Origin of the sequence: Sphingomonas faeni (assembly GCF_040407495.1) — a bacterium.
GTDB lineage: Bacteria > Pseudomonadota > Alphaproteobacteria > Sphingomonadales > Sphingomonadaceae > Sphingomonas > Sphingomonas faeni_D.
In genome coordinates, this window is the sequence record NZ_JAPZPP010000001.1 from 769568 (window position 1) to 795750 (window position 26183).

Below are 26183 nucleotides of genomic sequence, written 5' to 3' on the forward strand. Positions count from 1 at the left end.
GAAAAACGTCACGTCCACTCCAATCGGAGGGACGACGGGCCAGCCGCAGACCCTCCCTACGCCGGTATAAGCCGGATCAGGTTCAGCGGGTCATGGGCTGCTGCCCACCTCTCAGCCGCGCATCAGCGGCCCCCCGGGGATTTCCGTCGCTTAGGCGCTCGACCGGCGGTTGGAAAGCGTCATCGCCTGCGTCTCGCGTCGCGATAGCTAAGGACGATACGCACGAGCGCCGCTGGCTATGTGGCGGGAAACACGCCACGCCCTGCCGGACCGCCAACAGCCTGGACGACCGCGCATGTGCTTTTCGGCGACTGCAAGCTTCGCTGCCTCCGGCGTGCTAGCCACGATCGGTGTGGCCACGTTGCGCCATGTCCGCGAACCCCGCGCGCTGCTCTTCGCATCCGTGCCCCTGTTGTTCGCGGTCCATCAATTCAGCGAGGGACTGGTGTGGCTGGCGCTGCACGGCGAACTGGGCACGGTCGCGCTCGATCATGCCGTGCTGCTGTTCACGGTCTACGCGCTCGGTATCCTGCCTGTGCTGATGCCGGCCGCGGTGGCCTTGATGGAGCCGCCCGGCTGGCGCCGTACCGCGATCGTCGGTCTGACGATCACCGGCGCGCTCGTCTGCCTGTGGGACATCGCCGGGCTCGTGCTGTTTCCGACCCAGGCCTTCATCGAACAGCATTCGATCGCGTATCGGAACGCGATGACCAGCAACCTCGTGATGTCGGTCTTCTACATCCTGGCGACCTGTGGCGCGCTGCTGCTGTCGAGCCACCGCGTCGTCAGGACTTACGGCGTCGTCAACGTGATCGGGCTGACGATCGTCTATCTGGTCAAGGGCTATGCGTTCGCCTCGGTCTGGTGCTTCTACGCGGCGATCCTCAGCGTGATGCTCTATTGGCAGTTCCACCGGCGGAAGATCGATATCCGGACGCCCAACGGCGTCTCGGTGGCGGAGCGGCCGTTCCTGCTCATCTGGCTAAGGCGGGCACGATCGCGGGCTCCGTCGGATACCTGAGATAGATACGCGACCATCGATCTTGGTGCCGTTCACATCGGCCCAATGGGATAGCCTGGCGTCGTTCGGCGCCAAGCCATGCCCGGGAACGAAGCGCTATTATGGCGCCAGCGGGAACAGCTTCGTCGCGGTCGTCGAGTTCGGCCCGCGGGTGAAGGCGTCCGCGATCATGGCCGGCGGACAGAGTGGGGGTATCGCCTCACCCCATTTCGCCGACCAGATCACGCGGTACGCTCGCGGCGAGCAACGCCCGGTCTATTTCCATCCCGACGAATTGAAGGGTCATGTGGAACGCGTTTCCGCCCTGGCCGATGACTGAAATCAGATACTCAGGTTGCGACGCTTGATCTCGCCAAGCAATGCCTCGGCAACTGGGTTGCCGACCTCACCGCCAGATTGCCGATAGGCAGACGACAGCTCCTCGTCCGATGCGGCATTGAGCAACCCGCTGACTTCCGCGCTGAAGCCGTCGACTTCCTCGGCCGCTGCCTCTGCCGCGTCTTCGCTCGTCACGGCTGGTTCGTGTCCGGCTTCCGGTGCATGCGCCATCACGGCATCCTGCTTGAAGATATCGAACGCCTCGGCGGCCTCGTTGCGCTCCTCCAGCGCGATTTCGAGACGGGTGAACAGGTCGAGCGACGGTGTGGTGTTTTCCATGGCTCTTCCTAAGCGACGGCGGACGTTTCACGCAAATCATTGCGGGTCGGGGCGCGACGATCTTGCCGTTGCCGGACCCTTCGACGCCGACCGTCGACAGATGGCCGAACGACGACATGCGCAGCGTAAATGCCGTAAGTACCGATGATTGGGCGCTTTCTTCCTTGGCTGCAAGGACAAGTGAAGCCGGTTGCACCCCGTCCGATCCTGCGTCACTGTGGCGACATGCGCAAATATCTCGGTCTTATTCTACTCGTCACACCGGCTGCAGCCTCGGCTCAGAGCATCGCACCGGGCCGTTGGGACATCGTCTCCACCGCGGTCGATCTCGTCATACCCGGTGCACCGGGCTTCCTGTTGAAGATGATGAAGGGCCGCTCCAAGACGGAACACAAGTGCGTGACGCCCGTATCGGCCGAAACCGGCGTCGCCGCGCTGCTGGTGCCCGATCCAAAAGCGCAATGCCGGGTCGACACCGTGCAGATCGCCGGGGGTCGTTACGCGCAGACGCTCACCTGCCCACAGAAAAAGGGCGGTCCGATGCAGATCACGCGCGCCGGCACCTATGCCGCCAACGGATTTACCGGACGACTGAAGATGACCGGGCAAGCCCCAAAGGGTCCGCTAGCGATCACGATCAATCAGACCGCGACGCACGTAGCGGGCGCCTGCCGCAAATAACCGTCTCGCTGCGCCGCTCGCCTCGACCAGCGGCGCCGCGATCGATCAGCCGCGACCGGTCAGAACGCGACCTTGAACTGGCCGCCGATGATCCGTGGTTCGTTGATCATGCCGGTCAGGTTGTTGAAGTCGATCGCGCTGATGCTGCGATACTGGTTGGTGATGTTGCGGACGAATGCACCGACCTCATACCCCTGCGGCGACTTGTAGCCGACCTTGAGACCGCCTTCGAGCGACGACTTGCCGGTGAATTCGACGGCTTCGTACAGGAAGAAGTTGATGCGGCTGCGGTAGACCCAGTCGGTATAGGCATAGACTTCCCCGCCGTTACCGAGCGGGATCCCGTAGCGCGCGGTCCAGTTGGCGATCCAGCGCGGCGCCTGGGGAAGATCGTTGCCGTCGATCACCGCGAACCCGTTGACGATCGGATCGAGCACGGTGCAGGTCGCGCACACGCCGACGCCGATGCCACGATCGCGGATTTCGGTGAAGTTGTAGCTGCCGCTCGCGGTTAGCGTCAGTTCGGGCAATGGCCGCGCCTCGAACTCGCCCTCGACCCCGTAACCGATCGCCTTGTTCGCGCTGATCAGCCGTGCCGAATTGCTGCTGCCGCCGACCGCGGTGATCTGCAGGTCCTTGGTGCTGTACCAATAGGCATCGAGCGAGAAGTTCACCTTCCGGTCGAGCAGCGTCCCCTTGAAGCCGCTTTCGCCCGAGAACGTGGTCTGCTTCGGCGCGGTGCTCTGGACGCTGCCGAACGTCACGCGGTCCTGGATCGCCGGGCCCTGATAGCCGGTCGCGAGCCGCGAATAGACGTTGATCGCGGGCGTCAGTTCATAGGTCGCGCTCGCGTCCCAGGTCACGTTCGAGCCACGGACGACCGCACGGGCCGGCAGCGTATCGCTGATCCCGGTGCCGGGGATCGGCGCAGTGACGAGGTCGTTGCGATAGTCGTGGGAGTAGCGGACGCCGGCGCGCAGCGTCAGCAGGTCGGTCGGCTTCGCCTCGATCGATGCGAACGCGCCGTAATTCTCGTTGCGGTTGTCGTGAGCGATGTCCAGCGTCAGATCGGTCGCGCGCGATCCGGTGCCGCCGAACGCATAGTCGTACTGATTGTAGCGCAGCGTCTGGTGGAAATAATACAGTCCGCCCTGGAGGCGGATGCCGTTCATGTCCTCGCTGGCGTAGCGGAACTCCTGGCTGAATTCCTTGGGCTTGGTCAGGCCGCCGGTGTTCGACGGGAACAGCCCGACGCCAATCGCGCCGATCGTGCCGCCGAGGAACGTGTAGTTGTTGCCGCCATCGACATCGCCGGTGCTCTCGACCTTGGCCTGCTCGTATCCGGTGACCGAGTAGAAGGTGCCGATGCCGTCGAGATGGTAGTCGAGCCGCAGGTTGGTCCCCCACTGCGTCAGGCTCTGGCTGGTATAGCCGTCGAGTGCGACGTGCTTGGGGTCGAAGCCGGTGTTGAAGTCGTTGGTACCCGGCTTGAACAGTCCGGCGCGGAAGATGCGCGGCGAGCCCGTCAGGTCGCGGACATGGACGTTCAGCAACGCGTTGAAGTCGCTGCCGGTATAGCCGAGCTGGAAGCGGCCGGCGACGTCGCGATAGCCTTCGAGTTTGCGGTCGGCGTTGCCCGTCGTGGAATCGTTGGTCACCCAATCGTCGCGCGACTGAATCAAGCCCGATGCGCGGAATGCGAAGCCGTTGCCGATCGGCAGGTTGAGCGCCGCCTCGCCGTTGATCGTGTTGTAGGTTGCCCAGGATCCGGTCGCATAGCCCGAGACCTTGTCGGGGTTCGGCTTGGCGGAATCGATCTTCACGACGCCCGCCGGCGTGTTGCGCCCGAACAGCGTGCCCTGCGGACCACGCAGCACTTCGACGCTTTGCAGATCGAAGACCGGGAACGACTTCAACATCGGGTTCTCGAGCGCGACGTCGTCATAGACTACCGACACCGGCTGTGCGGCGTTGGGATCGAAATCGGTGTTGCCGAGACCGCGAATGTAGAAGCGGGGGAAGGTCCGACCGAACGACGATTCGACCTGGAGGCTCGGGGTACGACCGGCAAGGAAGCGGATGTCGAGGCCGCTCGAATTGAGCACGTCGAGCTTCTCGCCGCTGATCGCGGTGACTGCAAGCGGCACGTCCTTCGACGATTCCTGGCGGCGGGTCGCCGTAACGACGATCTCGCCCAGCCCCTGATCGCCAGCGGAATCGTTGGCAGTCTGGCCAACTGTCGCTTGCTCCTGCGCGACGGCGGGTGCAGCGAAAACGAGCAGCGGCACGCTGGTGGCGAGCAAGCGGGCGAGGGCAGATGTACGAACGGGCAAGCGAATCATGGATGGTCCCCCCTTGGGTTTCGCGCATCCTCCTGGGTCGATCCGTGTGCCCCGGATCCGTCACCGATCGGTAACACCGCTGTAACGCGCGGCAATAGGCGGGATTAAGCCCGGTGCATTTTTGCCGGGCACCGCGACATCTTTGCCCCAGTCGGCGCGGGCGCCGCGACGACGATCAGCGCTTCGGCGGTCGTCTGTAGAGCGCACGCATCGCCGTCTCCATCTTCGCGCGGTCGACGCGAAGCACGACGGTCTGCGCGCGTTCGCCGAGATGCGGCCGGTACGCATCGTGCCACGACAGCGTATCGCCGTATCCCGCGGTCTGGCTCGTGTCGAAATCGATGTAGAGCGTCTCGGCGCGCGTGATGATCGACGGCTCCAGCCAGACCATCGCGGCGATCTCGTCCCACATCGGAAACCCCGGTTCGAGCCCGGTCTGGAGCGCGTCAGTGAGCGCGGTATGGGCGGACCGCAAGCTGTCGAGGAAATCGCGCGTCCACTGCGTGCCCGTCGACGGGTCGATCGGCACCATCGTCACCCCCGGCCACGCGCCGTGCGCCATGATCCGCGCCGCTTCGGGATCCCAGCGGATGTTGAACTCGCGGCGCGGCGTAGCGACGAACTCGCGCGCAAACGCAGCAGCGGCCGGCGTGTCGATCGCCTGCTGCGGATTGAGACTGCCGCCCATGTAGACCAGCTCCTTCACATTCGCGGCGAAGCTCGGGTCGAGGCTCTGGGCTATCGCGATGTTGGTCATCGGGCCGGTGGCGAACAGCGTGATCTGATGCGGGTGCGCGCGGACCATCCGGACGAGGAACGCCGCGGCGATCTCGCCGGACGGTTTGGTAACCGGATCGCCGATCGGCAGGCTGGGCACGACCGAAGGCGACGGCGTACCGGGCGTACCGGGCGAACCACCGGCCACGGGCTCGGTCCACGGTCCCTTGAACTCGAGCCGTCCGTACAGCCCTTCCCACCGCCTGGTCGACTCCTCTGTGTTGAGTAGCGAATAGGTCGCGCCCGGCACCACCGGCACGTCGGTCCGCCCGAGGATCTCGACGGTCCGCAGCGCATAGGCCGTGGCGGTATCGCGCCATACCGAACCACTGGTCGTGGTGATGCCCAGCACCTCGACATCCTGTGCCTGAAGCAGCAGTGCAGGCGCGCCGTTCAGTCCGACGACATCGTCATCGATCAGGACCAGGCGCTTAGCAGGCGCGTCCCGCGCCGAGATCGCAACGGGCGTTGCCAAGGAAAGCAGCGCGACGAGACTGCCCACCGAGACGAAACGAAAGGCCATCGCGCAACTTTTCCCTGCCAGATCGGTGGGCCCGTAACGCCGAGGCGATACCGGGCGAAGCCGCGACGCTGTCCGATCAGATCAGTATCTTGTCCAGCGTGATCGGCAGATCGCGTACGCGCTTGCCGGTGGCGTTATAGATCGCGTTCGCCACCGCCGCCGCGACGCCGGTGATGCCGATCTCGCCTACGCCGTGCGCCCCCATCGGGGTGTGCGGATCGGCGATGTCGGTCCAGATCACGTCGATCTCGGGCACGTCGAGGTGCACGGGGACGTGATATTCGGCGAGGCTCGGGTTCATGATGCGCCCGTTGCGCTCGTCGAACTGCGTCTCCTCCATCAGCGCCATGCCGAGGCCCATGATGATCCCGCCACGGAACTGGCTGCGCGCGGTCTTTGGGTTGAGAATCCGCCCGCAATCGAACGCACCCAGGAAGCGGCTGACACGCGTCTCGCCGGTGACCGCGTTGACGCGCACCTCGCAGAACAGCGCGCTGTGCGAATGCATCGACCAGTGCATCAGTTCGAGCGGCTGCGACGCCTCTTCGCTGACGACGACACTCTCGCGCTGTGCCCGTTCGAGGATCGAGACATAGCTCTCGCGTCGGGTCGGGTCGTCGAGCTTGGTGAGCCCGCTATCCTCGCTGCCGACCTCGTCCGGCGAAAGACCCGCGAGCGGCGAGTCATTGCCTGCGAGTTTCAGCAGTTCGGCGACCAGCGCATGGTGCGCGGCGATCACCGCAGCGCCGATCGCGGCGGTCTGCTGCGATCCGCCGGCCAGGATCGCGCCGGGGATGATCGAATCGCCATAACCGACCGACACATGGTCGAGCGGCAGTCCCAACCGATCGGCGGCGACCATCGCGGTCGTCGTCGCGGTGCCCATCCCCATCTCCTGCGCGGCAACCTCGACCAGCGCATGTCCGTCGCGGCCAAGCGTGATCCGCGCGGCGGCGCCGGGCATCCGGTAATAGGGATAGGTTCCGGTCGCGCATCCCGTGCCGATCAGCCACTCGCCTTCGCGACGCGTTCCCGGCGTCGTGCTGCGCTCGCTCCAGCCGAACCGTTCCGCGCCGCTGCGCCATGCCTCGACAATATGCCGCGACGAGAACGGCAAGCCGGAGGTCGGATCCTTGTCCGGCTCGTTACGGATACGCAGCGCGATCGGGTCCATTTCCAGTTCGATGGCGAGTTCATCGATGGCCGATTCGAGCGCGAAGGTGCCGACGGATTCCCCCGGCGCACGCATGAAGGTGTTGGCGAGCATGTTCATCGTCACGGTTTCGACCGACAGCTTGAAGCTGTCCGCGGCATAGCCACCGCGCGTGCCGAGGATAAACGGCTCGGGCATGTTGTTGTGCGGCGTCATCGCAGCGATGCCGGTGTGGACCAGTGCCCTGAAGCGACCATCGGCGTCGGCGCCGATCGCCACGCGCTGCTCGGTCAGCGTCCGCCCGCCGACAAGCCGGTAGACGCCCTCACGCGACAGCGTGATGCGTACCGGGCGCTCAGCCAGTTTGGCCGCGGCGGCCCCGAGTATCTGATGATCCCACAGGCATTTGCCGCCGAACCCGCCCCCGACGAACGGCGAGGTGAGACGCACCTGCCCCGCCTTCAGGTCGAACACGTCGGCGATCGTCTGGGCGGCAGCGGTGACGAGCTGGCTGGCGTCGTGGACGACCAGGTCGTCGCCGACCCACGCGATCGTCGCGGCATGCGGTTCGATCGCGTTATGCGTATGCGGGGGCGTGCGATAGACGTTATCGACCTTGTGCGGTGCCGCCGCCAGCATCGCGTCCGCGTCACCGATCTCGTTCAGCAGCGGCTGGCCCATGAACAGCCCCGGCTGCGGACCGGCGGCCTTCGCCTCGGCGAACGACGTCGTCGACGGTTCGGCGGCAAAGGTCGCGACGATCAGCGATTTCGCGTGATCCGCCTGCTCCTGCGTTTCCGCGAGCACCACGGCGATCGGCTGGCCGTTCCAGTGGATGCGGTCGTCCTGCATCACCGGCAAGTCCGCCGGGCCCGCCGCGGTCGGCGACGAGCCGAACACAGCCGGCTTGTTCATCCGCGGCGCGTTCCGATGCGTCATTACCAACACCACGCCCGGCGCAGACTCGGCGGCCGCGGTATCGATCGCCGCGATCCGCCCGCGCGGAATCGTCGCATAGGCGAGCGCGGCATAGACCATGCCCTCCAGCGGGAACTCGGCCGCGAACGGCGCCGCGCCGCGCACCTTGAGCGGACCATCGAGCCGCGACACCGACGTGCCGATCAATCCGTGCTGCTGCCGGATCAGCGGATCGGGCACCCCGCCCGGAATCCAGCTGTCGGGGGCGAGCGGCACGAGCTTGCTCATCGCGCCCTGCACCAGGCCCTGCGCGGTTTCCTTGACCGTATCGACGATGCTCATGCTGCTGCTCCGGCGAGGTCGCCAAGAACGGCGACGAGGGTGCGCTTGGTCAGTTCGATCTTGAAGCCGTTGTCGCGGAGCGGCACGGCGTCCGCCATCTCCGCGACGGCAGCGGCGCGGAAGGCCTCCTCGGTCGCGGGACCGCCTCGCAATGCCGCCTCCGCCTTCGACGCGCGCCACGGCTTGTGCGCGACCCCGCCGAGCGCGATCCGCACGTCCTTGACGATACCGCCCTCGATCTCCAGCGCGGCTGCGATCGAGACCAGTGCGAACGCGTAACTCGCCCGGTCGCGCACCTTGCGATAGGTCGAGTTGGCCGCGAAACGCAGCGGCGGCAGTTCGATCGCCGTGATCAACTCGCCGGGCTCCAACACGGTATCGAACTCGGGATGATCGCCCGGCAGGCGGTGAAGATCGACGAACGGCAGTTTCCGCTCTCCGTCCCGCCCTTGCAGATGCACCGTCGCATCGAGGGCGGCGAGCGCTACGCACATGTCCGAGGGATGCGTCGCGACGCACGCCGACGATGCGCCGAGAATGGCATGTCCCCGCGTGAACCCCTCGATCGCGTCGCAGCCCGATCCCGGCGTGCGCTTGTTGCAGCGCGAACCGTCGGTGTCGTAGAAATAGGTACACCGAGTTCGCTGGAGTAGGTTGCCGCCGACCGTCGCCATGTTACGGATCTGCGCCGACGCGCCCGCGAGAATCGCGCGCGACAACACCGGGTAGCGCGTCCGCACCGACAGATGCTCGGCAAGCGCGGTGTTGCGGACCGCCGCACCGATCATCAGCCCGCCGTCCTCGGTCTCCTCGATTGTGTTCGACAGCCCTGTCACGTCGACCAAGGACGCCGGTCGTGCGACCGTCTCGCGGATCAGGTCCACTAGATTGGTGCCCCCGCCAAGATATGCAGTTGCATTCGACTGTCCGAGCCGGAGAGCGTCGGCCGCGTCCTCCGCCCGCGCGTAGGTGAAGGGGGTCATACCGCCATCTCCGCTGCAACGGTTTCGCGGATCGCGTCGATGATCCCGTTATGCGCGCCGCAACGGCACAGATTGCCGCTCATCCGCTCCTGCAGTTCCTCGCGGGTCAGCGTCACGTCGGCGGTGAGATCGGCGCTGACATGGCTCGGCACGCCGCGCTTCGCCTCTGCTGCCATCCCGATCGCCGAGCAGATCTGGCCTGGGGTGCAATAGCCGCACTGGAACCCGTCATGATCGATGAACGCCTGTTGCAACGGATGCAGCGCATCGCCGTCGCTCAACCCTTCGATCGTCGTGACCTGGCGCCCGTCATACTGCACCGCGAGCGCGAGGCAGGACACGATCCGCTCGCCATCGACGAGCACCGTGCACGCGCCGCACGCGCCTTGATTACACCCCTTCTTCGTGCCGGCGAGATGAAGGCCCTCGCGCAGCAGGTCGAGTAGCGAGACACGGGGATCGTCAGGCAGCGCGACCGCTGACCCATTGATAGATATCGACATCGCTACTCTCCTGCTGCCCTCGCGATACCGTTTTGACCGCTATCGAGTTTAGTACCGATCGGTATAGTCGCAGGCTGCGCGTTCCGCCAGAGCTGCTGAAGTTTTCTAGCGCTCGCCCGCGTCGCCAGTTGCCGGGACGGCATTGAGCATGTGACGTCGGCGCCAGCGCGCTGGCTCGGCGCGCGTGATCGACATCTTCTGGCTCACGCGGGGTGCTTCACCTTCCGGATAGCGGGAACGTGACGTACGCGGACGCTACGGATATCATCGGCGACAAAACCGCGTAGCGACGAGGTACGGATGACGCAGACTAATTCTCATGACGTTCTGATCATCGGTGCAGGCCATGCCGGCGCACAGGCCGCTATCGCGCTACGCCAACGCAAATATGACGGGACCGTAGCGCTGGTCGGCGACGAACCCGACTATCCTTACGAACGGCCACCGCTGTCCAAGGACTATCTGTCGGGTGACAAGTCGTTCGATCGCATGCTGATTCGTCCGCCGGCTTTTTGGGAAGAGCGCGGGATCACGGTGTTGCGCGGGCTCCACGCCACGTACGTCGATCCGGTTACGAAGACCGTGACGTTCGGCGACGGCGCGACGATCGGCTACGGAACGTTGATCTGGGCGACAGGCGGATCGCCGCGGCGGCTGTCCTGCACGGGACATTCGCTGCGCGGCGTCCACGCGGTCCGCAACCGAGCGGACGTCGACCGCATGATCGCCGAACTGCCAGGCGTTTCACGCGTCGTCGTGGTCGGCGGCGGATATATCGGACTTGAAGCCGCAGCCATCCTCAGAACGCTCGGCAAGCACGTCACCGTTGTCGAAGCGCTCGATCGGGTCTTGGCGCGGGTGGCGGGCGAGCACCTATCGCGATTTATGGAAGCCGAGCATCGAGCGCACGGCGTGGATATCCGGCTCGGGGCCAAGGTCGCCTGCGTTGAGGAACGCGACGGCGCAGCAAGTGGCGTACGCCTGGTCGGCGGCGAAACACTGGCGTGCGAGATGGTGATCGTCGGCATCGGTATCGACCCGGCAGTCGAGCCGCTTCTGGCGGCAGGCGCCGACGGCGGCAACGGCGTGCTGGTCGACGCGGTGTGCCGCACCAGCCTGCCCGACGTCTTTGCGATCGGCGACTGTGCTGCCCATGCCAACGCTTTTGCCCGCGGCGCCGTCATCCGTCTCGAATCGGTTCAGAACGCCTCCGATCAGGCCGGCGTAGTGGCGCGGACGATCACCGGCGATCCCCAACCCTACCACGCGGTGCCCTGGTTCTGGTCGAACCAGTATGACGTGAAACTGCAGACCGTCGGGCTCTCGGCCGGCCACGACGCCGTGATCGTGCGCGGCGATCCCGCAACGCGTTCGTTTTCGCTGATCTACAGCCAGGACGGTCGCATCGTCGCGCTCGACTGCGTCAACGCGACCCGCGACTATGTGCAGGGTCGTGCACTGATCGGCGCCGCGCTGCCGGCGGACCCTACCGATCTGGCCTCGCCTGCGATACCGCTAAAGGAGGTTGCGGCGGCCTGGTCTGCGCAGGTGTCGTCTGTCTAGCTGACCTTACTATGTATTAACCAGCGGGATGCCGACGGCGATGTTGTGCAGCAGTGGATGAATCATCGGTCAGGATGGCCGCGTTGATATCGGCATATCCTGCCCGCCGACGCTTCTATCTTAACTCTCGCAGGCCTGTGCCGCCTTCCAGTCGCGCTTGATCTTCTTGGCCAGGCTCCATTTATGCACTTCGGTCGGCCCGTCGTAGATGCGGAAAGCGCGTACTTCGCGGAATATCTGCTCGACGATCGTATCGCCGGTCACGCCCGTGCCACCCATCATCTGGATGCAGCGATCGGCGATCCGCATGAGCGCTTCGGACACGGCGACCTTCGCCATCGAACTTTCCGCGGTACCCAGCGATCCGGTATCGAGCACCTTGGCGCACCAGTCGATCATCAGCTCGGCCTGACGGAGGTCGATCATATTCTCGGCCAGCATGAAACCGACACCCTCGTGGTCGACGAGCGGCTTGCCGAACGCATGACGACGGCAGGCGTAATCGGTGGCGATCTCGTTGGCTCGGATGCATCCGCCGAGCCAACGCATGCAGTGCGACAATCGCGCCGGGGATAGCCGGACCTGGGCATACCGAAACCCCTCATGCGGCGCGCCGAGGATCGCGTCCGCCGCGACGCGCAGACCGTCGATCGCGATGACCGCATGTCCGCCCGGCATCGAACTGTCGATCGTATCCAATATGCGTTCGATGCGTATCGCCGGATCAGGCAGGTCGACGAGAAACATCGTCGCCGCGTGCTTGCCGTCGCCCGCATCGGTCCGCGCCATGACGATGCCGATCTGCGCGCCATCTGCCCCCGTGATGAACGCCTTGCGCCCATCGATCACCCAGTGGTTACCATCGAGCCGTGCGGTCGTCTGCATCATCGAGGGATCCGAGCCCGCGCCGCCGTCCGCTGCCGGCTCGGTCATGAAGAAGGCCGACCGCGCACGCCCCGCGATCATCGGCGCCAGATACCGCTCTTTCTGCGCCGCCGTCCCCGCCTTGCCGATCAGGTACATATTGCCTTCGTCGGGCGCCATCGTGTTGCACGCCAGCGGTCCGAGCGGCGACAGACCCGAGCGGATCAGCACATGCGCGGTCTCGGCCTGGGTGAGGTGCTCGTCATTCTCCAGAATGTGCGGCGTCAGCACGCCGGCTTCCCGTGCCAGTACCCGCATGTCGTGAACTAGATCGTCTGATGGACCGTGAGGACCGCGTCGCGGGTCTCGTTCGAAGGGTATGACGATCTCGCGCACGAACCGTTCGACCCGTTCGCCGATCGCTACCGCCCGTGCGGTCGGGGCATCACTCATAAGGGCAATCCACAATCGACCGTGAAGCGCGAACGGGCAACGCCCTCGCGCGGTGCAAGCAGCAAGTCAGTCGGCATGGTCCAGCAAATCCTTTCCCGGCAATCAGCGCCGCCATCGGTGTGCGCTCTCATCATCTTCGCTATCGCACCAGACACTGGCAAGTTCCGATCTGGCCCGGACGCGAAGGCTCGTCGTGCCGGATCGACATCGTTCCCGACCGTCTGACGAGCTCGCGTGAGCGGTGCACTTCCAGTCGCCGGGTTGATGACGAAGTCGTTCGTGCCGAGCAGGTTTCCCGTTGGCCAGCTATCGGCAGGTGCTGTACGGTGTGAGCGCACGTACTACGGCGACCAGCTGGCGATCCGTAGGCAGGCGAGCAGCTTGTCCAGCTTCGACCGTATCAGCCGCCAGGGCTTTCGACCGATCCAGCCGTCAGGAGAACAGGTACATGCGGAGCGTCACAGCGCGGCTTGTTTTCGGAGCGATCCTGGCCACCGGCACGACCGCCGCGTTGGCGGCCCCGCGCCTCGACGGCGTCGTCGGCGACCACGCGGTGATCCAGCGCGGCCAGCCCATCATCCTGACCGGACAGGCTTCGCCCGGCGAAACCGTGATGATGACGATGGCGGGTCGCAGCGTTACCGCCAAGGTCGCGCGCGACGGCAGCTTTTCAGCGAGCCTGCCGCCCCTCCCGGCCGGCGGTCCGTACGATCTGACGATCGCGGCCCCCAGCGGTGCGGCGGTCCTGCGCGATATCCTGGTCGGTGACGTGTTCCTGTGTTCCGGCCAGAGCAACATGGAACTCCGCGTCGAACAGGGGCAAGGCCTGTTTCCCGACGCGCATCCGGAGGTCGACGACAAGCTCCGGCTGCTGACGATCGCCAAGGTGTCCGCCGCCGCGCCGGTCGCGCGATTTGCCGAACAACCCCGCTGGGCGGTCTCTGGTCCGACGACGGCACCCGGCTTTTCGGCGGCGTGCTTCTACATGGTCCAGGCGTTGCGCCGGACGTCGGGCGTACCGATCGGTGCGGTGCATTCGAGCTGGGGCGGGTCACGGATCAGCGCGTGGATGAGCGACGCTGCGTTGCGCCAAGCCGGGCTAGGCGACCCTGCGGACCTGCTCGCGCTGTATGCCCGCGACCCCGCCGCGGCCAATCGTCGCGCATCGACGATCTGGGAAAATTGGTGGCGGACAGGCTCGGCTGACTCCGTCGGCCGCGAGCCGTGGCAGCCGGATGCCGCGCTCGACTGGCGTCCCGTGCCCGCTATGACCAATTTCGAGACTTGGGGCGTACCCGAGCTCGCCGCGTATAACGGCATGATCTGGTACCAGCACGAGGTGCAGCTCACCGCCGAACAGGCGCGCGGTGCGGCGACGCTGGTGCTGGGCATGGTCGACGATGCCGATCGCACCTGGGTCAACGGCGTTGGCATCGGCGGCAGCAGCCTCGCATCGCAGTCGCGCGTCTACGCGCTGCCCGCCGGCAGCCTGAAGGCCGGGCGCAACGTGATCACGGTCAACGACGACGACGTCTATGCCTATGGCGGGATGACCGGGCCCGCAGATGCAATGCGGCTGTCGTTCGCCGACGGGACCAGCGTGCCGCTCGGCACTGGATGGCGCTATGCAATCGCCAAGCGGCTTGCCGGCGCCGCGCCGCGCGTGCCGTGGGACGACATCAACGGTGCGGGTACGCTCTACAACGCGATGATCGCGCCGCTCGGTGCCACGAAATTCGCCGGGATGGCCTGGTATCAGGGCGAGTCCGACACCGGCATTCCCGGTTACGATCGGCGGATGACGGCATTGATCGCCGACTGGCGCCACCGCTTCGGTAAACCCGAAACCGGCTTCGCCATCGTCCAGCTCGCCAATTACGGCAGCCCAGCGATCGCGCCGAGCGAGAGCGGCTGGGGCGACGTCCGCGATGCGCAGCGGCGCGTGGCAGCGGCGGACCCGCATGCCGGCATCGCCGTCGCGCTCGACCTCGGCGATGCGCTCGACATCCATCCCGGCGAGAAGCACGAGGTCGGACAACGCCTCGCACGCGTCATGCGCGCCGCGGTGTACGGCGAAGCAATCGCGCCATCCGGCCCAGCCGTCGCCGAGGCGCGGCGCACGGTGGACGGCGGCGTCATGGTTAGATTCAGCGGTGTGACGGGGGCGCTGCATGCCCGCAGTTCCGCGCAGGCGATCGGTTTCGAACTGTGCGGTGCCGCCGCCGGCACCTGCCGCTACACGCCCGGCAAGGTCGCGGGGGCCGAGGTGATGCTGCCGGGCGACGGCCAACCCGTCACACGCGTCCGCTACGCCTGGGCCGACGCTCCGGCGACCAACCTCGCCGACGACGCGCCGCTGCCCGTAGGCACGTTCGAAGTGCCAGTCTTGCCGACGCGATAAGTCCCACTGGTATCGTTTAGTCGTCGCGAATCCGCTGCGGCGCCCTCGGATGCAGTGCAGACATCGTGAACTGGTCGATATCCAGCCATCCCTGGCTCGCCGCCGACGCGTAGCAGAACAGTGCGAGCTGCTCGCCCTGGAACGTCCCGGTCCGCCACGCGAACGCAAGCGGAACGTCGTCGCCTAGCCTAGTCCAGCGCCGCCCATCCAGACTGTACGCCATACTGGCACGATCGGTCGTAAAGTCCATGTCGGTCCGCAACCACAGCGCCTCGGTCCGCGGTAACGGCGCGGTGGCGCGAACCTCGGTCCGCGCGCCGGCGACCGTGTCTTCGGTGACCTCCATCGCGAGCGTCGCCTTGCCCCCTGCCATGCCCTGGACCGTTAAGTTCCCGCTGAACTGCCCGAACGTCCCGAACCCGCAGCGATCCCCCGGCGCGAGGTGGCGAATATCGAGCTTCACCTCGCTCCGGCTCGCAGGCCCCTGCCCCTTCTGCACCAGCGTATTGCGCGCGCTCCAGAACCCGGTCGCGATCGTCGGCTTCAGCCGTAACCAACCCGGACGCTCGCTCAGCGACCAGCGCGAAGGCTCGGGATTGTGATTCCACTGCCACTGCAACCCGAGTTTCGGTTTGCCGAAATCGTCCGAGGTCGCTGGCTCTGCGAACGGCGCACCCAGGATCGGTTTCGCAGCCCGCCGCGGCACGCGACCGGGCGCCTCGCGCGTGCCCCATACCGGCCAGTCGTCCTGCCAGAATACCGGGCTGAGGTTCGTCACCCGCCCGATCGCGCCGCTATCCTCCATCACGAAGCCGAACCAGCGTCCATCGGGCAGATCGACCAGCGCGCCCTGATGCCCACCGGTCTTGTCGTCGATCTGGTCGCGTGTTTCCCACGGCCCGAACAGGCTGCGCGACCGCGACACGCTGAGCGCGAGCCGCGGCGGCAGCGCGTTGAAGAGGTAGTAATACGCACCACGCCGAATGATCTTCGACCCTTCCGCGCCCTTGATGTAATGCACCTTCTGCGCCGCGACGACGTGCGCCAGCTGCTTGTCGAGCGTCAGCAGCGTGATCGTGCCGTCCGCGGTGCTCGCGCTCGCCAGATACGCGCGACCGTCCGGCTCGATGAACAGCCCCGGATCGAATGCCTCGCGCTGCAGTTCGTGATAGCGCCACGGCCCGCGCACGTCCTTCGCGTACCAGATCCGCGTCTTCTGCCCGACCGGCGTGTTGGCGAGATAATAATTGCCGGCGTGATAGCGCAAGGACGAGGCATAGAGCCCGTGCCGGTACGCGTTGCCGCCCTTCAAATCGTATTCGGGCTTGCCCTCCAGCCGATCGACAAGGTGCGAGGCAAGCGTCCAGTTGACCAGATCGCGACTGTGCAGGATCGTGATGCCGGGCGTGTTCGCGAATGTCGTCGTCGCGAAATAATAGTCGCTGCCGACGCGAATGATGTCGGGATCGGGATAATCCGCGAACAAGACCGGATTGCGGAAGCTCCCGTTGCCCTGGTCCGATCGCCACACCTGCGCCGACGCGGCGGTCGCCAGCAGCCCCAGCGCGACCGCCACCGCAATCCTCACTGACCGAGCGCCTTGACGATGTCGAACAGTTCAACGTCGAGCATAAGCAGGCGTCTCGGCATCGCGACCTCGGCCTTTTGCCCTTCAAGCGGCACCGCGCCGAACCGGCTGGATAGCTGCTCCATTCGCATAGGCAGCGCAGGCAACGGCGTGGGCCGATGTGCGACGCGGAATCTTCCTGCGACGCTCGTCATACCGATTTTCTCCTACCCATCGCCACGCGCGCGATCATCGACGGGCCAGCATTTTATTGGCGTCGAGCCAGTGCATGAAATCCTCGAACCAGCCGGTACTGGTCGTGCCCGTCTTGCCGAGGCCGAAGCCGTGACCGCCCGCCTGATACAGGTGGAACTCGACTGGCTTCCCCGCCTTCTGCCAGGATTCGATCAGGCCGAATCCCTTGTTGGCGAACAGCGGGTCGTTGGCGGCGAGCACCGCGAACAACGGCGGCGCGTCGGCCGGCACCTTCACCGCCTCCATCGATCCATAGATCGGCGCGATGAAGGCCAGATGCGTGTCGGGCGCGGCCAGTGCGGTCGCCATCGTCGTCATCGCCCCCGCCGAGAAGCCGACCATGCCGACGCGGGCAGGGTCGACCTTCCACTCGGTCGCGCGCGTCCTCACCAAAGCAACCGCAGCGCGTGCATCGGCGATCTGGTCGGCGAGCCCGGCGATCGCCTTGTCCGGGCTCATCCGCCGCTGCGGTTGCGCGGCGCCCGCGAACATGGCCGTGACCGACTGCTCGAACCCGCCCATGTCCGCCGGCGTCGGCTTCAGCCGGTATTTCAGCACGAACGCCGCGATGCCCCGGTCGGCGAGCGCCTTCGCCACGCGCCAGCCCTCATTCTCCATCGACAGCATCAGGAAACCGCCGCTCGGCGCGACGATCACCGCCGCTCCGGTCGCCTTGGCCGGATCGGGCAGGAACGGCCTCAGCGTCGCGGACGTGACGTTGCGCGTCATCGCCACGCCGTACTGCTGGAACCAGGCTTCGGGCGCGGCCTGCCCTTTCACGCCGCCGGTGTTGAGCGGGATCGCAGTCGGCTCGGCCGGAGCCGCCGTCGCGGTCATCCGCGCGTCCTGCGCCAGCACCGGCGTCGCCAGTGCCAGCGCGCTCGCCAACAACCCAAATCCGATCGACCAACGCATCGCCTTCTCCCCCAGATTGCCCGTCACCACGCTCATGACAGCAGGATACGCCGTGCGACCCCCTCGGGATCGTCGACCATGCGGCTCGTCGTATCGAACACCATCGTCTGGCAACGCTGCGGATCGGTCGGCGTCCAGGCCAGGCCTGGCTGGCTCGGATTGCCGGTCCGCGCGAAGCTCGCCCACGCCGTCGACATGGTCCGCGCGACGCGCTGTGCTTCGGGCGTATTGCCGGTCCCCTGGTCGCAGAGCGCGGTGTTGTCGAAGCAGAAGGCGAGGTCGGCGGTATGCCATGCGCCCGCGACGCCACCGAACTGCGGCGACTGCCACTGGAACAGATATTGGTACACGGGCGCGCCGCGCTGCGTGTGTTTCAGGCGCACCATGTCCTGCACGCGGTTGCGGTTCTGAAGGCCCTGCACGCCGTATGCGAGGGTCCGCACCGCCTTTTCCGGGTGCGCCTGCTTCATCGCCGCGATCAGCCGGCCCGCCTTGTCGGCGCCCATCTGCGTGGTGAGATCGGTCCGCCACTGCGCCTCGCTCGGATTATAGCCCCAGCGCATCCCCTCCTCGCTGACGTTGCCGATCATCACTGGCACGTCGCGCGACACCTCGGGCCCGATGTCCGAATATGAGCGGACGTCGATCACCTTGCCATCGAGCGTCGGGTTCCAGCCTACGCGCGGCGTCAGCGAAGGCCCCATCGGTCCACGCGGACCGTTGATCTCCGTCGCGACCTTGTTGCCCGCGTCGAACAACGGCTTCCACGCGATCCGCTGGAGCGCGCCCAAATCCTTCGGCCCGACGTTCAGTTCACGCAGCACGCGCCGCGAGAAATCGCGCGACTGTTCGGCGGTCGGCAGCGACCCGCCGCCGCCCGACTGCACCGCGGCACGGTGGATCAGGCCTTTGCCGGTCGCCATGCCGAGCAACGTCGTCACCTTGGATCCGCCGCCAGACTGGCCGTAGATCATCACCGTGTCGGGATCGCCGCCGAACCGCGCGATGTTCTCCCGCACCCAGCGCAGCGCCGCGACGCAATCGGTCATGCTGACGTTGACCGACTCGTCATACGCCGCGCCGCCGACTTCGGTCAGATCGAGGAACCCGAGCACGTTGAGTCGGTGATTGATCGACACCTGCACGACGTCGTGATGCCGCGCCATCTGCGCGCCGTCGTGCGAGGCGAGTTCGTACGACGATCCGAACGCGAACCCGCCGCCGTGGAAATACACCATCACCGGTCGCTTGCCCGACAGCGACGGCGTCCAGACGTTCAGCTTCAGCATATCCTCGCCGACGAACCCATCGGTCCATTGCTGAAGGAAGGTGTGCTCGACCGCGCTGAAATCGTGCAACGTCTGCGGGCAGTTCGCGCCGTAGGACAGCGTGTCGCGCATCTCGGTCCAGCGCCGCGGCGGCTTGGCGGGCAGCCAGCGGTTTTCGCCGCCGGTATCCGCGCCGTCAGGCACGCCCTTGAAGGTGTAGACGCCGTCCGAGACATAGCCGCGGATCGGACCGTATTGCGTCCGCGCGATCGCCGATTGCGGCGTCGAGCAGGAGCCGGTGCGCGATGCGGAGGGTCCGGGCGCAGCACGCGCGCGACCGATCGCTGGCAGCATCAGCCCTGCCCCTGTGGCGATCGATGCAAGCATCGCACGACGACGATCGACGGTTGGCCCGGTCATCCTCTTCTCCCTATCGGGTGCGTGCAGGCTGTTCTCCGACGTCCCGAAACCGGAACCGTCGCGTGCCCTTTGCAACCTTGTATGAGTATTAAGGTGATACCGCTACCCTGTCCATACGCGAACGACGAGAGCGGCTGGCGTATGCGATTGTTAGCGCTATAGTCGTGGGAATAGCAGGCGAATCCAACGCCGCATGACGATACCGGAGAGGAAAACACATGGCGGCCAAATCCGCATTCTGCCTGATCGCGACCCTGCTCGCGAGCGCCACACCCGCGATCGCTCAGACAAGCCCGCGCGCCACGCCGACCGACCTGACGCTCAACGCTGCCGGCTATTACGAAGCGCCGGCCGCCAACGTGCTCGTCTTCTCCAACTGGTATGACGGCCTGTTCGCGGACTCGAAGATCAGCGGCGTCGAGATCATCCAGCAGGGCGAACGAATCGCCACCAACGGCGACGTCCGCCTGTCCTCCACGCCCGGCCAGTGGGACGCGATCGGACGTCTGGTCGACCGCAAGATCGACGCCGCGACCGGCGCGATCACCGTCACGCTCGAATATCCCGACTATAAATGGCGCTACCGCGTGCGCTCGGAAAAGCGCGGCAGCGCGGTCGCCGTGTCGGTGATCCTCGACCAGCCGGTGCCGGCCGCGCTCGCGGGCAAGGCCGGTTTCAACCTCGAATTCCTCCCCGCCGCCTATTTCCACCACAGCTACATGGCCGACGGGGTGAGCGGCGCGTTCCCGGTCTATCCGGCCGACGCGATGATCCAGACGCCGCAGCGCAACGCGGCGAGCGGTCGCGCGGAAGGTCCCGGCGCCGAACCGACCGCGATCGCCAGGGGCAACCGCTTCGTGCTGGCGCCCGAGGATCCGGCACGCCGCGTGACGATCCGCTCGACCGCCGAAGTGCAGTTGTTCGACGGTCGCAACCAGGCGCAGAATGGCTGGTTCGTACTCCGCTCGCTGCTACCGGTCGGGCGCACCGGCACCGTCCTCGAATGGACGATCCAGCCGAACAGCGTACCGGGCTGGCTCCGCGCGCCGGTGATCGCGCATTCGCAGCTCGGCTATACGCCCTACGCGCGGAAGGTCGCAACGATCGAGCTTGACCGCAACGATCGCCGCACGCTGCCCGCACGCCTGCTCCGCGTGGGCGAGGACGGCAGCATGACGCCAATGCCGACCGCGCCCGCCAAGCGCTGGGGCGACTATCTCCGCTACAGCTATCTGCAACTCGATTTCAGCGCAGTCCGACAGCCCGGCACCTATGTGCTCGACTACGGCTCCACGCGCACCGCGCCGTTCCGGATCGCCGCCGACGCCTATGCCAGCGCGTGGCACCCGACGCTCGATGTCTATTTCCCGGTCGCGATGGACCATATGTTCGTCAACGAAGGCTACCGCGTCTGGCACGGCGACGCGCACCGCGACGATGCGCGCCAGGCGCCGACCGGCCACGAGCATATCGACCTCTACGCGCAGGGGCCGACCACCGACACCAAGTTCAAGTCGGGCGAACACATCCCCGGCCTCGCGGTCGGAGGATGGTTCGACGCGGGCGACTACGACATCCGTACCCAGTCGCAATATCAGGTGATCCGCTCGCTGGTCGACAGCTGGGAGCGCTGGCATCCGATGCGCGACACGACCGCGATCGACTGGACGCGGCGCAAGACCGAGATCCACGTTCCCGACGGCACGCCCGATCTCGTCCAGCAGATCCGCCACGGCACGCTGCAACTCGTCGCGCAGTTCGACGCGGTCGGCCATGCGATCCACGGCATCGTCGAGCCTGACGTCGCACAATACACGCACCTCGGCGACGCCTCGACCAAGACCGACGGGCTGGTCTACGATCCGGCGCTGAAACTCGGCGAGGAAAAGAACGGCCGCAGCGGGACGCCCGACGATCGCTGGGCGTTCACGACCAAGGCTTCCGCGCTGAACTACGGCTCGATCGCAGGCCTCGCCGCCGCATCGCGCGCACTTGCCGAGGTCGATCCGGCGCTGTCGAAAAAGGCGCTGGGGATCGCGACGCGGACCTGGGCGGAGGAGCAGTCGCACGCGCCCGATCTGTACCAGCACGGCAACACCACCGGCGGGCCGCTCGATGCGGAACGCTTCTCCGCCGCGGTCGAGCTGCTCCGTACGACCCGCGATCCGCGCTATGCCGCCGCAGTCCAGTCGCTGTGGCCGGCGATGGAAAAGACGTTCGCCTTCACCCTGCGCGATGCGGTGGCGGCGATCCCGTTCATGCCGCCAGCTTACCGCGCGGCGATGATCCCGGCGGTGCGCGCCTATGCCGCCGCCGCCGAGACCGCGGCCAAGGCCAACCCGTTCGGCGTGCCGATCACCACCGGCGGCTGGGCGGGCAGCGGCACCGTGCTCGGCTATGCGATGAACGCGTACACGCTGCACAAGGCGTTCCCGGAGATCATGCCCGCCGACGCCGTGTTCCGCGGGCTCGAGTTCCTCGTCGGCAACCACCCCGCGTCCGACGTGTCGTTCGTCTCCGCGGTCGGCACCGTCTCGAAGGAGGTCGCCTACGGCAACAACCGCGCCGACTTCTCGTTCATCGCCGGCGGCGTCGTGCCGGGCGTGCTGATCATCAAGCCGGACTTCCCCGAGAACCATGAGGACTGGCCGTTCTTCTGGGGCGAGAACGAATACGTCATCCCCGAAGGCGCGATGTGGATCGAACTCGCCCAAGCCGCGCAGGAACTGGCCGCGAGGACTGCATCCAAGCCAGCCCAGACAGCCAGCGCAACCAAGTGAGAACCGCCATGAAAATCCAGAAATTCGCACTGCTCGCCGGTCTCGCGCTCGGAACGCCCGCCTTCGCCAGCGACGCGCCGCGGTTCAACAGCTTCAGCTATGACGGCCACACGCAGGAGAAGGTCAGCGTCGGCCCCGGCCAATATCGCAACCCGATCCTGTCGGGCTATTATCCCGATCCGTCGGTGACGCGCGTCGGCGACGACTATTACCTCGTCCTATCCTCGTTCGCGCATTACCCCGGCCTGCCGATCTTCAAGTCGAAGGACTTGGTGAACTGGACCCAGATCGGCAACGCGATCGACCGGCCGGAGCAGCTCGACTTCACCGGCATGCGCACGTCGCAGGCGGTGTTCGCACCCGACATCTCGTACCACGACGGCGTCTTCTACATCGTCAACACGTGCGTCGAGTGCAAAGGCAATTTCGTCATCACCGCGAAGGACCCCGCAGGGCCTTGGTCGAACCCGACATGGCTGCCGTTCGAAGGTATCGACCCGTCGATCTACTGGGAAGGCGAGAAGGCGTATATCGTCAACAACCGCGCGCCCGCCGAGCCGCCGCGTTACGACGGCCACCGCGCGATCTGGATCCAGGAATATGACTGGCGCGCGGGGAAAATGGTCGGCGACAGCACGCAGCTGATCAACGGCGGCGTCGACATCTCCAAGAAGCCGGTGTGGATCGAAGGCCCGCACATCTTCCGCAAGGACGGCTATTATTACCTGACCGCAGCCGAGGGCGGTACCAGCGTCAACCATTCGCAGGTAGTGCTGCGATCGAAGTCTTTGCAGGGGCCATTCGTGCCGTTCGCAGGCAATCCGATCCTCACGCAGCGCGATCTCGACCCCGCTCGTCCCAATCCGATTACCTCGGCGGGCCACGCCACGCTCGTGCAGACACAGCATGGCGACTGGTATGCCACCTTCCTTGGGGTACGTCCGTACGACGGCGACTATTACAATATCGGCCGCGAGACGTTCCTCCTGCCCGTCACGTGGAAGGACGGTTGGCCGATCATCCTGCCCAAGGGTCAGGCGATCCCGTTCGTCGGGACGAAGCCACAGCTCCCCGCCGGAACGCCCGGCCCGCTGCCGACCAGCGGCGACTTTGGCTATGTCGACGACTTCGACGGCAGCACGCTGGCGATGCAATGGGTCGGCGTACGCACGCCCAAGACGCCCTTCTACAGCGTCGAGCGCGGTGACCTCGTGCTCGGTCACGGCACGCCGATCGGCGACCTGAACGGCGTCCCTGCGTTCGTTGGCCGGCGCCAGCAGCATCCTGTCGCGACCATGTCGACGACGCTGCGATTCTCGCCCGAGACCGACGGCGACCGCGCCGGTCTCGTCGCGATGCAGAGCGACCGCAACTACCTCTTCTTCGGCCTCACACGGATCGCGGGCAAGCCGGTGCTGGCGCTCTACACGAGCGACAAGGGGGTGGAGCGGATGATCGCATCTGCGCCTGCAACCAAAGGCCCCGTTACGCTGACGATCCGTGCCGACAAGGACCGCATGGCGTTCGACTACCAGACTGCCGCAGGAAAGAGCACGCTGATCGAGAACGTCGACGTTCGGTTCCTGAGTACGAAGTCGGCAGGCGGGTTCGTCGGCACGGTCGTCGGCCCTTACGCCTGGTATCGCTAGGGACGATCACCTGGATGAAGCTGCATCGTCCAGGCTTCCGATACCCCTCGCACCCGGGAAATAGATCGAGTTTGGAGATACTATAAAGGCTTCTTAACGAAATTCCGCTCTTTGGTGACGAGCCGGCGATCGCGCCGGCTGCGGGAGGAATTCATGAAGATCGTTGCGTTCGCAGCTGCCGCCGTGGTGGCTTGTATTTCTACGTCTGCCTTTGCTCAGGACATCGTACCATCGTTCGACGGTCCCCGGATCGAACTGCGGGCCGGCTGGGATCACCCGGACGTTCGCGTAACGCTGTCCGATGGCGTCGACAGCATCAGCCGGAGCGCGGGCAAGAGCGGCGTGACCTATGGCGGCGAAGTCGGCTACGACGTCCGCACGAACGGCAATCTGGTGATCGGCGCCTATGCCGGCATCGACGGCTCGACAACCAAGGCCTGCGGCGAACTGTACGGCGAAGACCGCCTGTGCGTGCGTGCGGGTCGCAATATCACGGCGGGCGCGCGCATCGGCGCCGTCTTCGGCCAATCGTTTCTGCTGTACGGCAAGGGTGGCTATTCGAACGGTCGCGTATCGGTCGACTATCAGGACTATGAACTGATCCTCGCCGACGAGAACGAACATCGCAACTTCGACGGTTTCCACGTCGGCGGCGGTGTCGAGGCCGCCATCTCGGGCGGTATCTATGGACGCCTGGAATATATCTACACCAAGTATGGCCGGATATCCGCCGATCTGGGCGGCGCTACCGCCAGCCTGAAGCCAACGCGGCATCAGGTAGCCTATGCCATGGGTGTTCGCTTCTGATCTAAACGTCGGCGCCCACTCCGCCTGAATGATCCAGGTGGAGCAGGCGCCGACCTCGCGACTATAGCCGGCTCGCCCGGTCGGTCAGTCGGGGTTCCGTCCATACGCCAGCCCCAGTTCCAATCCGCGCAATTCGGCGAGCCCGCGCAGACGCCCGATCAGCGAATAGCCTGGGTTGGTCCGCTTCGTCAGATCGTCCGCCATCTGGTGACCGTGATCCGGCCGCATCGGCAGCGAACGACCGGAGCGCGCCTGCACGGTTGCAAGTTCGGTCAGGATTGCCGGCATGTTCGCATCACCCTGCAGATGCGCAGCCTCGTGAAACGCGCCGTCGGGCTCGCGTTCCACCGATCGAAGATGCACGAAGCCGATCCTGTCGCCAAGCCGCCGAACCATGCCGGGCAGGTCATTGTCGGCGCGCGCACCGAACGAGCCGCTGCAAAAGCACAGGCCGTTTGCCGCCGAGGGTACCACCTCGAACAGCGCGCGCACATCAGCCTCCGTGCTGACCACGCGCGGCAGGCCGAAGATCGCGAACGGTGGATCGTCGGGATGCACGACCAGCCGGATGCCCTCGGCCTCGGCAACGGGACACACGGCCTCGAGGAAGGCCACGTGGTTGGCGCGTAACTGCGCGGCGTCGATAGCGGCGTAGGTTTCGATCCGTCCGAGCAATTGCGGCGAACTGAAACTCTCTTCGCTGCCTGGCAGGCCTGCGATGATCGTCCGCTCCAACGTCGTGCGCGCCGCATCGTCCATCGCCGCAAACCGTTCAGCCGCGATCGCAACGACCTTCGGCGTGTAATCGCGTTCGGCGCGGGGACGGCGCAGAATATGAATGTCGTACGTGGCGAGCGCATGCCGCTCGAACCGAAGCGCCCGCGCGCCGTCCGGCAACGCCCAGGCCAGGTCGGTTCGCGTCCAGTCGAGTAGCGGCATGAAATTATACGTGACCACCTCGATACCTTGCGCGGCCAGGTTTCGCAGGCTCGCGATATAGGCCTCGATCAGCCGCCCCCAGTCGCCCGAGCGCGTCTTCACCGCTTCCGCAACGGGAAGGCTCTCGACCACCTTCCATTCCAGGCCTGCGTCTTCGATGACAGCCCTGCGTGCGGCTATACGATCCGCGGCCCATACGTCGCCGTTAGCGACCTCGTGCAGTGCGGTGACGATGCCGGTCGCGCCGGCTTGGCGGATGGCATGAAGCGGCACCGGATCGTTTGGGCCAAACCACCGCATGGTCTGGGTCATCTTCATCTGCTCGGTATCCTCGTTCGGGTCGGCGTCACGTCTCGACGTGGCGCCGAGACCTTCGATAGCAGCGCCAAAATTGGTCTGACA

At 65.9% G+C, this 26183-nt stretch carries 19 protein-coding genes, 1 pseudogene and 1 riboswitch; of the genes and pseudogenes, 8 read left to right on the top strand and 12 right to left on the bottom strand.

The features are described 5' to 3' along the window. Positions 1-36 precede the first annotated feature (36 nt). Positions 37-146, bottom strand: a riboswitch (TPP riboswitch). A gap of 149 nt (positions 147-295) precedes the next feature. Together O6W96_RS03545 and O6W96_RS03550 are read left to right on the top strand one after the other, a co-directional pair. Beyond that, positions 296-1021, top strand: a complete 726-nt coding sequence (locus tag O6W96_RS03545) for a DUF6629 family protein (protein WP_353468270.1) — start codon at positions 296-298, stop codon at positions 1019-1021. Between the two features lie 4 nt (positions 1022-1025). Further along, positions 1026-1336 (top strand): annotated as a pseudogene (locus tag O6W96_RS03550) (penicillin acylase family protein); the annotation flags it as partial. Between the two features lie 6 nt (positions 1337-1342). Here the strand turns inward: O6W96_RS03550 and O6W96_RS03555 are convergent. Continuing rightward, complete coding sequence (locus O6W96_RS03555) at positions 1343-1678, bottom strand: hypothetical protein (RefSeq protein WP_353468272.1); 336 nt, start codon at positions 1676-1678, stop codon at positions 1343-1345. 225 nt (positions 1679-1903) lie between these two features. On the opposite strand from O6W96_RS03555, the gene O6W96_RS03560 reads away from it, so the two are divergent. After that, on the top strand, positions 1904-2359 hold the full coding sequence (locus tag O6W96_RS03560; RefSeq protein WP_353468273.1) for a DUF3617 domain-containing protein: 456 nt from the start codon (positions 1904-1906) through the stop codon (positions 2357-2359). A 59-nt stretch (positions 2360-2418) separates the two neighbouring features. On the opposite strand, the gene O6W96_RS03565 is transcribed toward O6W96_RS03560, so the two are convergent. The 5 genes from O6W96_RS03565 to O6W96_RS03585 all read right to left on the bottom strand — a co-directional run bounded on the left by O6W96_RS03565 (position 2419) and on the right by O6W96_RS03585 (position 9900). Next, entirely contained in the window at positions 2419-4701 is a 2283-nt protein-coding gene (locus tag O6W96_RS03565; protein WP_353468274.1) for a TonB-dependent receptor, read from the bottom strand. Positions 4702-4876: 175 nt separating this feature from the next. Further along, entirely contained in the window at positions 4877-6001 is a 1125-nt protein-coding gene (locus tag O6W96_RS03570; protein ID WP_353468275.1) for a nucleoside hydrolase, read from the bottom strand. Between the two features lie 76 nt (positions 6002-6077). Beyond that, a complete protein-coding gene (locus tag O6W96_RS03575) occupies positions 6078-8414 on the bottom strand; it encodes a xanthine dehydrogenase family protein molybdopterin-binding subunit (RefSeq protein ID WP_353468276.1) in 2337 nt (778 codons plus the stop codon). After that, positions 8411-9397, bottom strand: coding sequence for an FAD binding domain-containing protein (locus O6W96_RS03580; RefSeq protein ID WP_353468277.1), 987 nt, complete (start codon positions 9395-9397; stop codon positions 8411-8413). The genes O6W96_RS03575 and O6W96_RS03580 overlap by 4 nt, the downstream gene beginning before the upstream one ends. Beyond that, complete coding sequence (locus tag O6W96_RS03585; RefSeq protein ID WP_353468278.1) at positions 9394-9900, bottom strand: 2Fe-2S iron-sulfur cluster-binding protein; 507 nt, start codon at positions 9898-9900, stop codon at positions 9394-9396. The genes O6W96_RS03580 and O6W96_RS03585 overlap by 4 nt, the downstream gene beginning before the upstream one ends. 300 nt (positions 9901-10200) lie before the next feature. Here O6W96_RS03585 and O6W96_RS03590 point away from each other — a divergent pair, with 300 nt between their 5' ends. Further along, complete coding sequence (locus tag O6W96_RS03590; protein WP_353468279.1) at positions 10201-11463, top strand: NAD(P)/FAD-dependent oxidoreductase; 1263 nt, start codon at positions 10201-10203, stop codon at positions 11461-11463. 120 nt (positions 11464-11583) lie between these two features. Here O6W96_RS03590 and O6W96_RS03595 read toward each other — a convergent pair whose 3' ends face one another. Beyond that, entirely contained in the window at positions 11584-12780 is a 1197-nt protein-coding gene (locus O6W96_RS03595) for an acyl-CoA dehydrogenase family protein (protein ID WP_353468280.1), read from the bottom strand. Positions 12781-13228: 448 nt separating this feature from the next. Here O6W96_RS03595 and O6W96_RS03600 point away from each other — a divergent pair, with 448 nt between their 5' ends. Continuing rightward, complete coding sequence (locus O6W96_RS03600) at positions 13229-15181, top strand: sialate O-acetylesterase (RefSeq protein WP_353468282.1); 1953 nt, start codon at positions 13229-13231, stop codon at positions 15179-15181. A gap of 16 nt (positions 15182-15197) precedes the next feature. Here the strand turns inward: O6W96_RS03600 and O6W96_RS03605 are convergent, their stop codons facing one another. From O6W96_RS03605 to O6W96_RS03620, 4 genes are read right to left on the bottom strand one after another with little or no spacing between them, the layout of a single operon-like run. After that, on the bottom strand, positions 15198-16769 hold the full coding sequence (locus tag O6W96_RS03605; protein WP_353468283.1) for a glycoside hydrolase family 43 protein: 1572 nt from the start codon (positions 16767-16769) through the stop codon (positions 15198-15200). Further along, positions 16766-16963, bottom strand: coding sequence for a hypothetical protein (locus O6W96_RS03610; protein ID WP_353468284.1), 198 nt, complete (start codon positions 16961-16963; stop codon positions 16766-16768). The genes O6W96_RS03605 and O6W96_RS03610 overlap by 4 nt, the downstream gene beginning before the upstream one ends. Before the next feature lie 34 nt (positions 16964-16997). Next, a complete protein-coding gene (locus O6W96_RS03615; RefSeq protein WP_353468285.1) occupies positions 16998-17954 on the bottom strand; it encodes an alpha/beta hydrolase in 957 nt (318 codons plus the stop codon). Continuing rightward, positions 17951-19606: a carboxylesterase/lipase family protein gene (locus tag O6W96_RS03620; RefSeq protein WP_353468286.1), complete on the bottom strand. Its 1656-nt coding sequence runs from the start codon at positions 19604-19606 to the stop codon at positions 17951-17953. Before O6W96_RS03620 ends, O6W96_RS03615 begins: the two co-directional genes overlap by 4 nt. 218 nt (positions 19607-19824) lie before the next feature. Here O6W96_RS03620 and O6W96_RS03625 point away from each other — a divergent pair, with 218 nt between their 5' ends. The 3 genes from O6W96_RS03625 to O6W96_RS03635 all read left to right on the top strand — a co-directional run bounded on the left by O6W96_RS03625 (position 19825) and on the right by O6W96_RS03635 (position 24842). Next, complete coding sequence (locus tag O6W96_RS03625; RefSeq protein WP_353468287.1) at positions 19825-22386, top strand: glycoside hydrolase family 9 protein; 2562 nt, start codon at positions 19825-19827, stop codon at positions 22384-22386. Between the two features lie 8 nt (positions 22387-22394). Then, on the top strand, positions 22395-24035 hold the full coding sequence (locus O6W96_RS03630; protein WP_353468288.1) for a glycoside hydrolase family 43 protein: 1641 nt from the start codon (positions 22395-22397) through the stop codon (positions 24033-24035). A 153-nt stretch (positions 24036-24188) separates the two neighbouring features. After that, positions 24189-24842, top strand: a complete 654-nt coding sequence (locus O6W96_RS03635) for an outer membrane protein (protein ID WP_353468289.1) — start codon at positions 24189-24191, stop codon at positions 24840-24842. A gap of 84 nt (positions 24843-24926) precedes the next feature. Here O6W96_RS03635 and uxuA read toward each other — a convergent pair whose 3' ends face one another. Continuing rightward, the gene (gene uxuA, locus O6W96_RS03640) at positions 24927-26099 is read right to left on the bottom strand and encodes a mannonate dehydratase (RefSeq protein ID WP_353468290.1); all 1173 of its coding nucleotides are present in this window, start codon (positions 26097-26099) and stop codon (positions 24927-24929) included. Between the last annotated feature and the right edge of the window lie 84 nt (positions 26100-26183).

What these genes read in the sequence shown, in the direction of transcription:
- O6W96_RS03545 (WP_353468270.1), top strand. Translation starts at nt 296, where the DNA reads ATGTGCTTTTCGGCGACTGCAAGCTTCGCTGCCTCCGGCGTGCTAGCC.
- O6W96_RS03555 (WP_353468272.1), bottom strand. Translation starts at nt 1,678, where the DNA reads ATGGAAAACACCACACCGTCGCTCGACCTGTTCACCCGTCTCGAAATC.
- O6W96_RS03560 (WP_353468273.1), top strand. Translation starts at nt 1,904, where the DNA reads ATGCGCAAATATCTCGGTCTTATTCTACTCGTCACACCGGCTGCAGCC.
- O6W96_RS03565 (WP_353468274.1), bottom strand. Translation starts at nt 4,701, where the DNA reads ATGATTCGCTTGCCCGTTCGTACATCTGCCCTCGCCCGCTTGCTCGCC.
- O6W96_RS03570 (WP_353468275.1), bottom strand. Translation starts at nt 6,001, where the DNA reads ATGGCCTTTCGTTTCGTCTCGGTGGGCAGTCTCGTCGCGCTGCTTTCC.
- O6W96_RS03575 (WP_353468276.1), bottom strand. Translation starts at nt 8,414, where the DNA reads ATGAGCATCGTCGATACGGTCAAGGAAACCGCGCAGGGCCTGGTGCAG.
- O6W96_RS03580 (WP_353468277.1), bottom strand. Translation starts at nt 9,397, where the DNA reads ATGACCCCCTTCACCTACGCGCGGGCGGAGGACGCGGCCGACGCTCTC.
- O6W96_RS03585 (WP_353468278.1), bottom strand. Translation starts at nt 9,900, where the DNA reads ATGTCGATATCTATCAATGGGTCAGCGGTCGCGCTGCCTGACGATCCC.
- O6W96_RS03590 (WP_353468279.1), top strand. Translation starts at nt 10,201, where the DNA reads ATGACGCAGACTAATTCTCATGACGTTCTGATCATCGGTGCAGGCCAT.
- O6W96_RS03595 (WP_353468280.1), bottom strand. Translation starts at nt 12,780, where the DNA reads ATGAGTGATGCCCCGACCGCACGGGCGGTAGCGATCGGCGAACGGGTC.
- O6W96_RS03600 (WP_353468282.1), top strand. Translation starts at nt 13,229, where the DNA reads ATGCGGAGCGTCACAGCGCGGCTTGTTTTCGGAGCGATCCTGGCCACC.
- O6W96_RS03610 (WP_353468284.1), bottom strand. Translation starts at nt 16,963, where the DNA reads ATGACGAGCGTCGCAGGAAGATTCCGCGTCGCACATCGGCCCACGCCG.
- O6W96_RS03615 (WP_353468285.1), bottom strand. Translation starts at nt 17,954, where the DNA reads ATGAGCGTGGTGACGGGCAATCTGGGGGAGAAGGCGATGCGTTGGTCG.
- O6W96_RS03620 (WP_353468286.1), bottom strand. Translation starts at nt 19,606, where the DNA reads ATGACCGGGCCAACCGTCGATCGTCGTCGTGCGATGCTTGCATCGATC.
- O6W96_RS03625 (WP_353468287.1), top strand. Translation starts at nt 19,825, where the DNA reads ATGGCGGCCAAATCCGCATTCTGCCTGATCGCGACCCTGCTCGCGAGC.
- O6W96_RS03630 (WP_353468288.1), top strand. Translation starts at nt 22,395, where the DNA reads ATGAAAATCCAGAAATTCGCACTGCTCGCCGGTCTCGCGCTCGGAACG.
- O6W96_RS03635 (WP_353468289.1), top strand. Translation starts at nt 24,189, where the DNA reads ATGAAGATCGTTGCGTTCGCAGCTGCCGCCGTGGTGGCTTGTATTTCT.
- uxuA (WP_353468290.1), bottom strand. Translation starts at nt 26,099, where the DNA reads ATGAAGATGACCCAGACCATGCGGTGGTTTGGCCCAAACGATCCGGTG.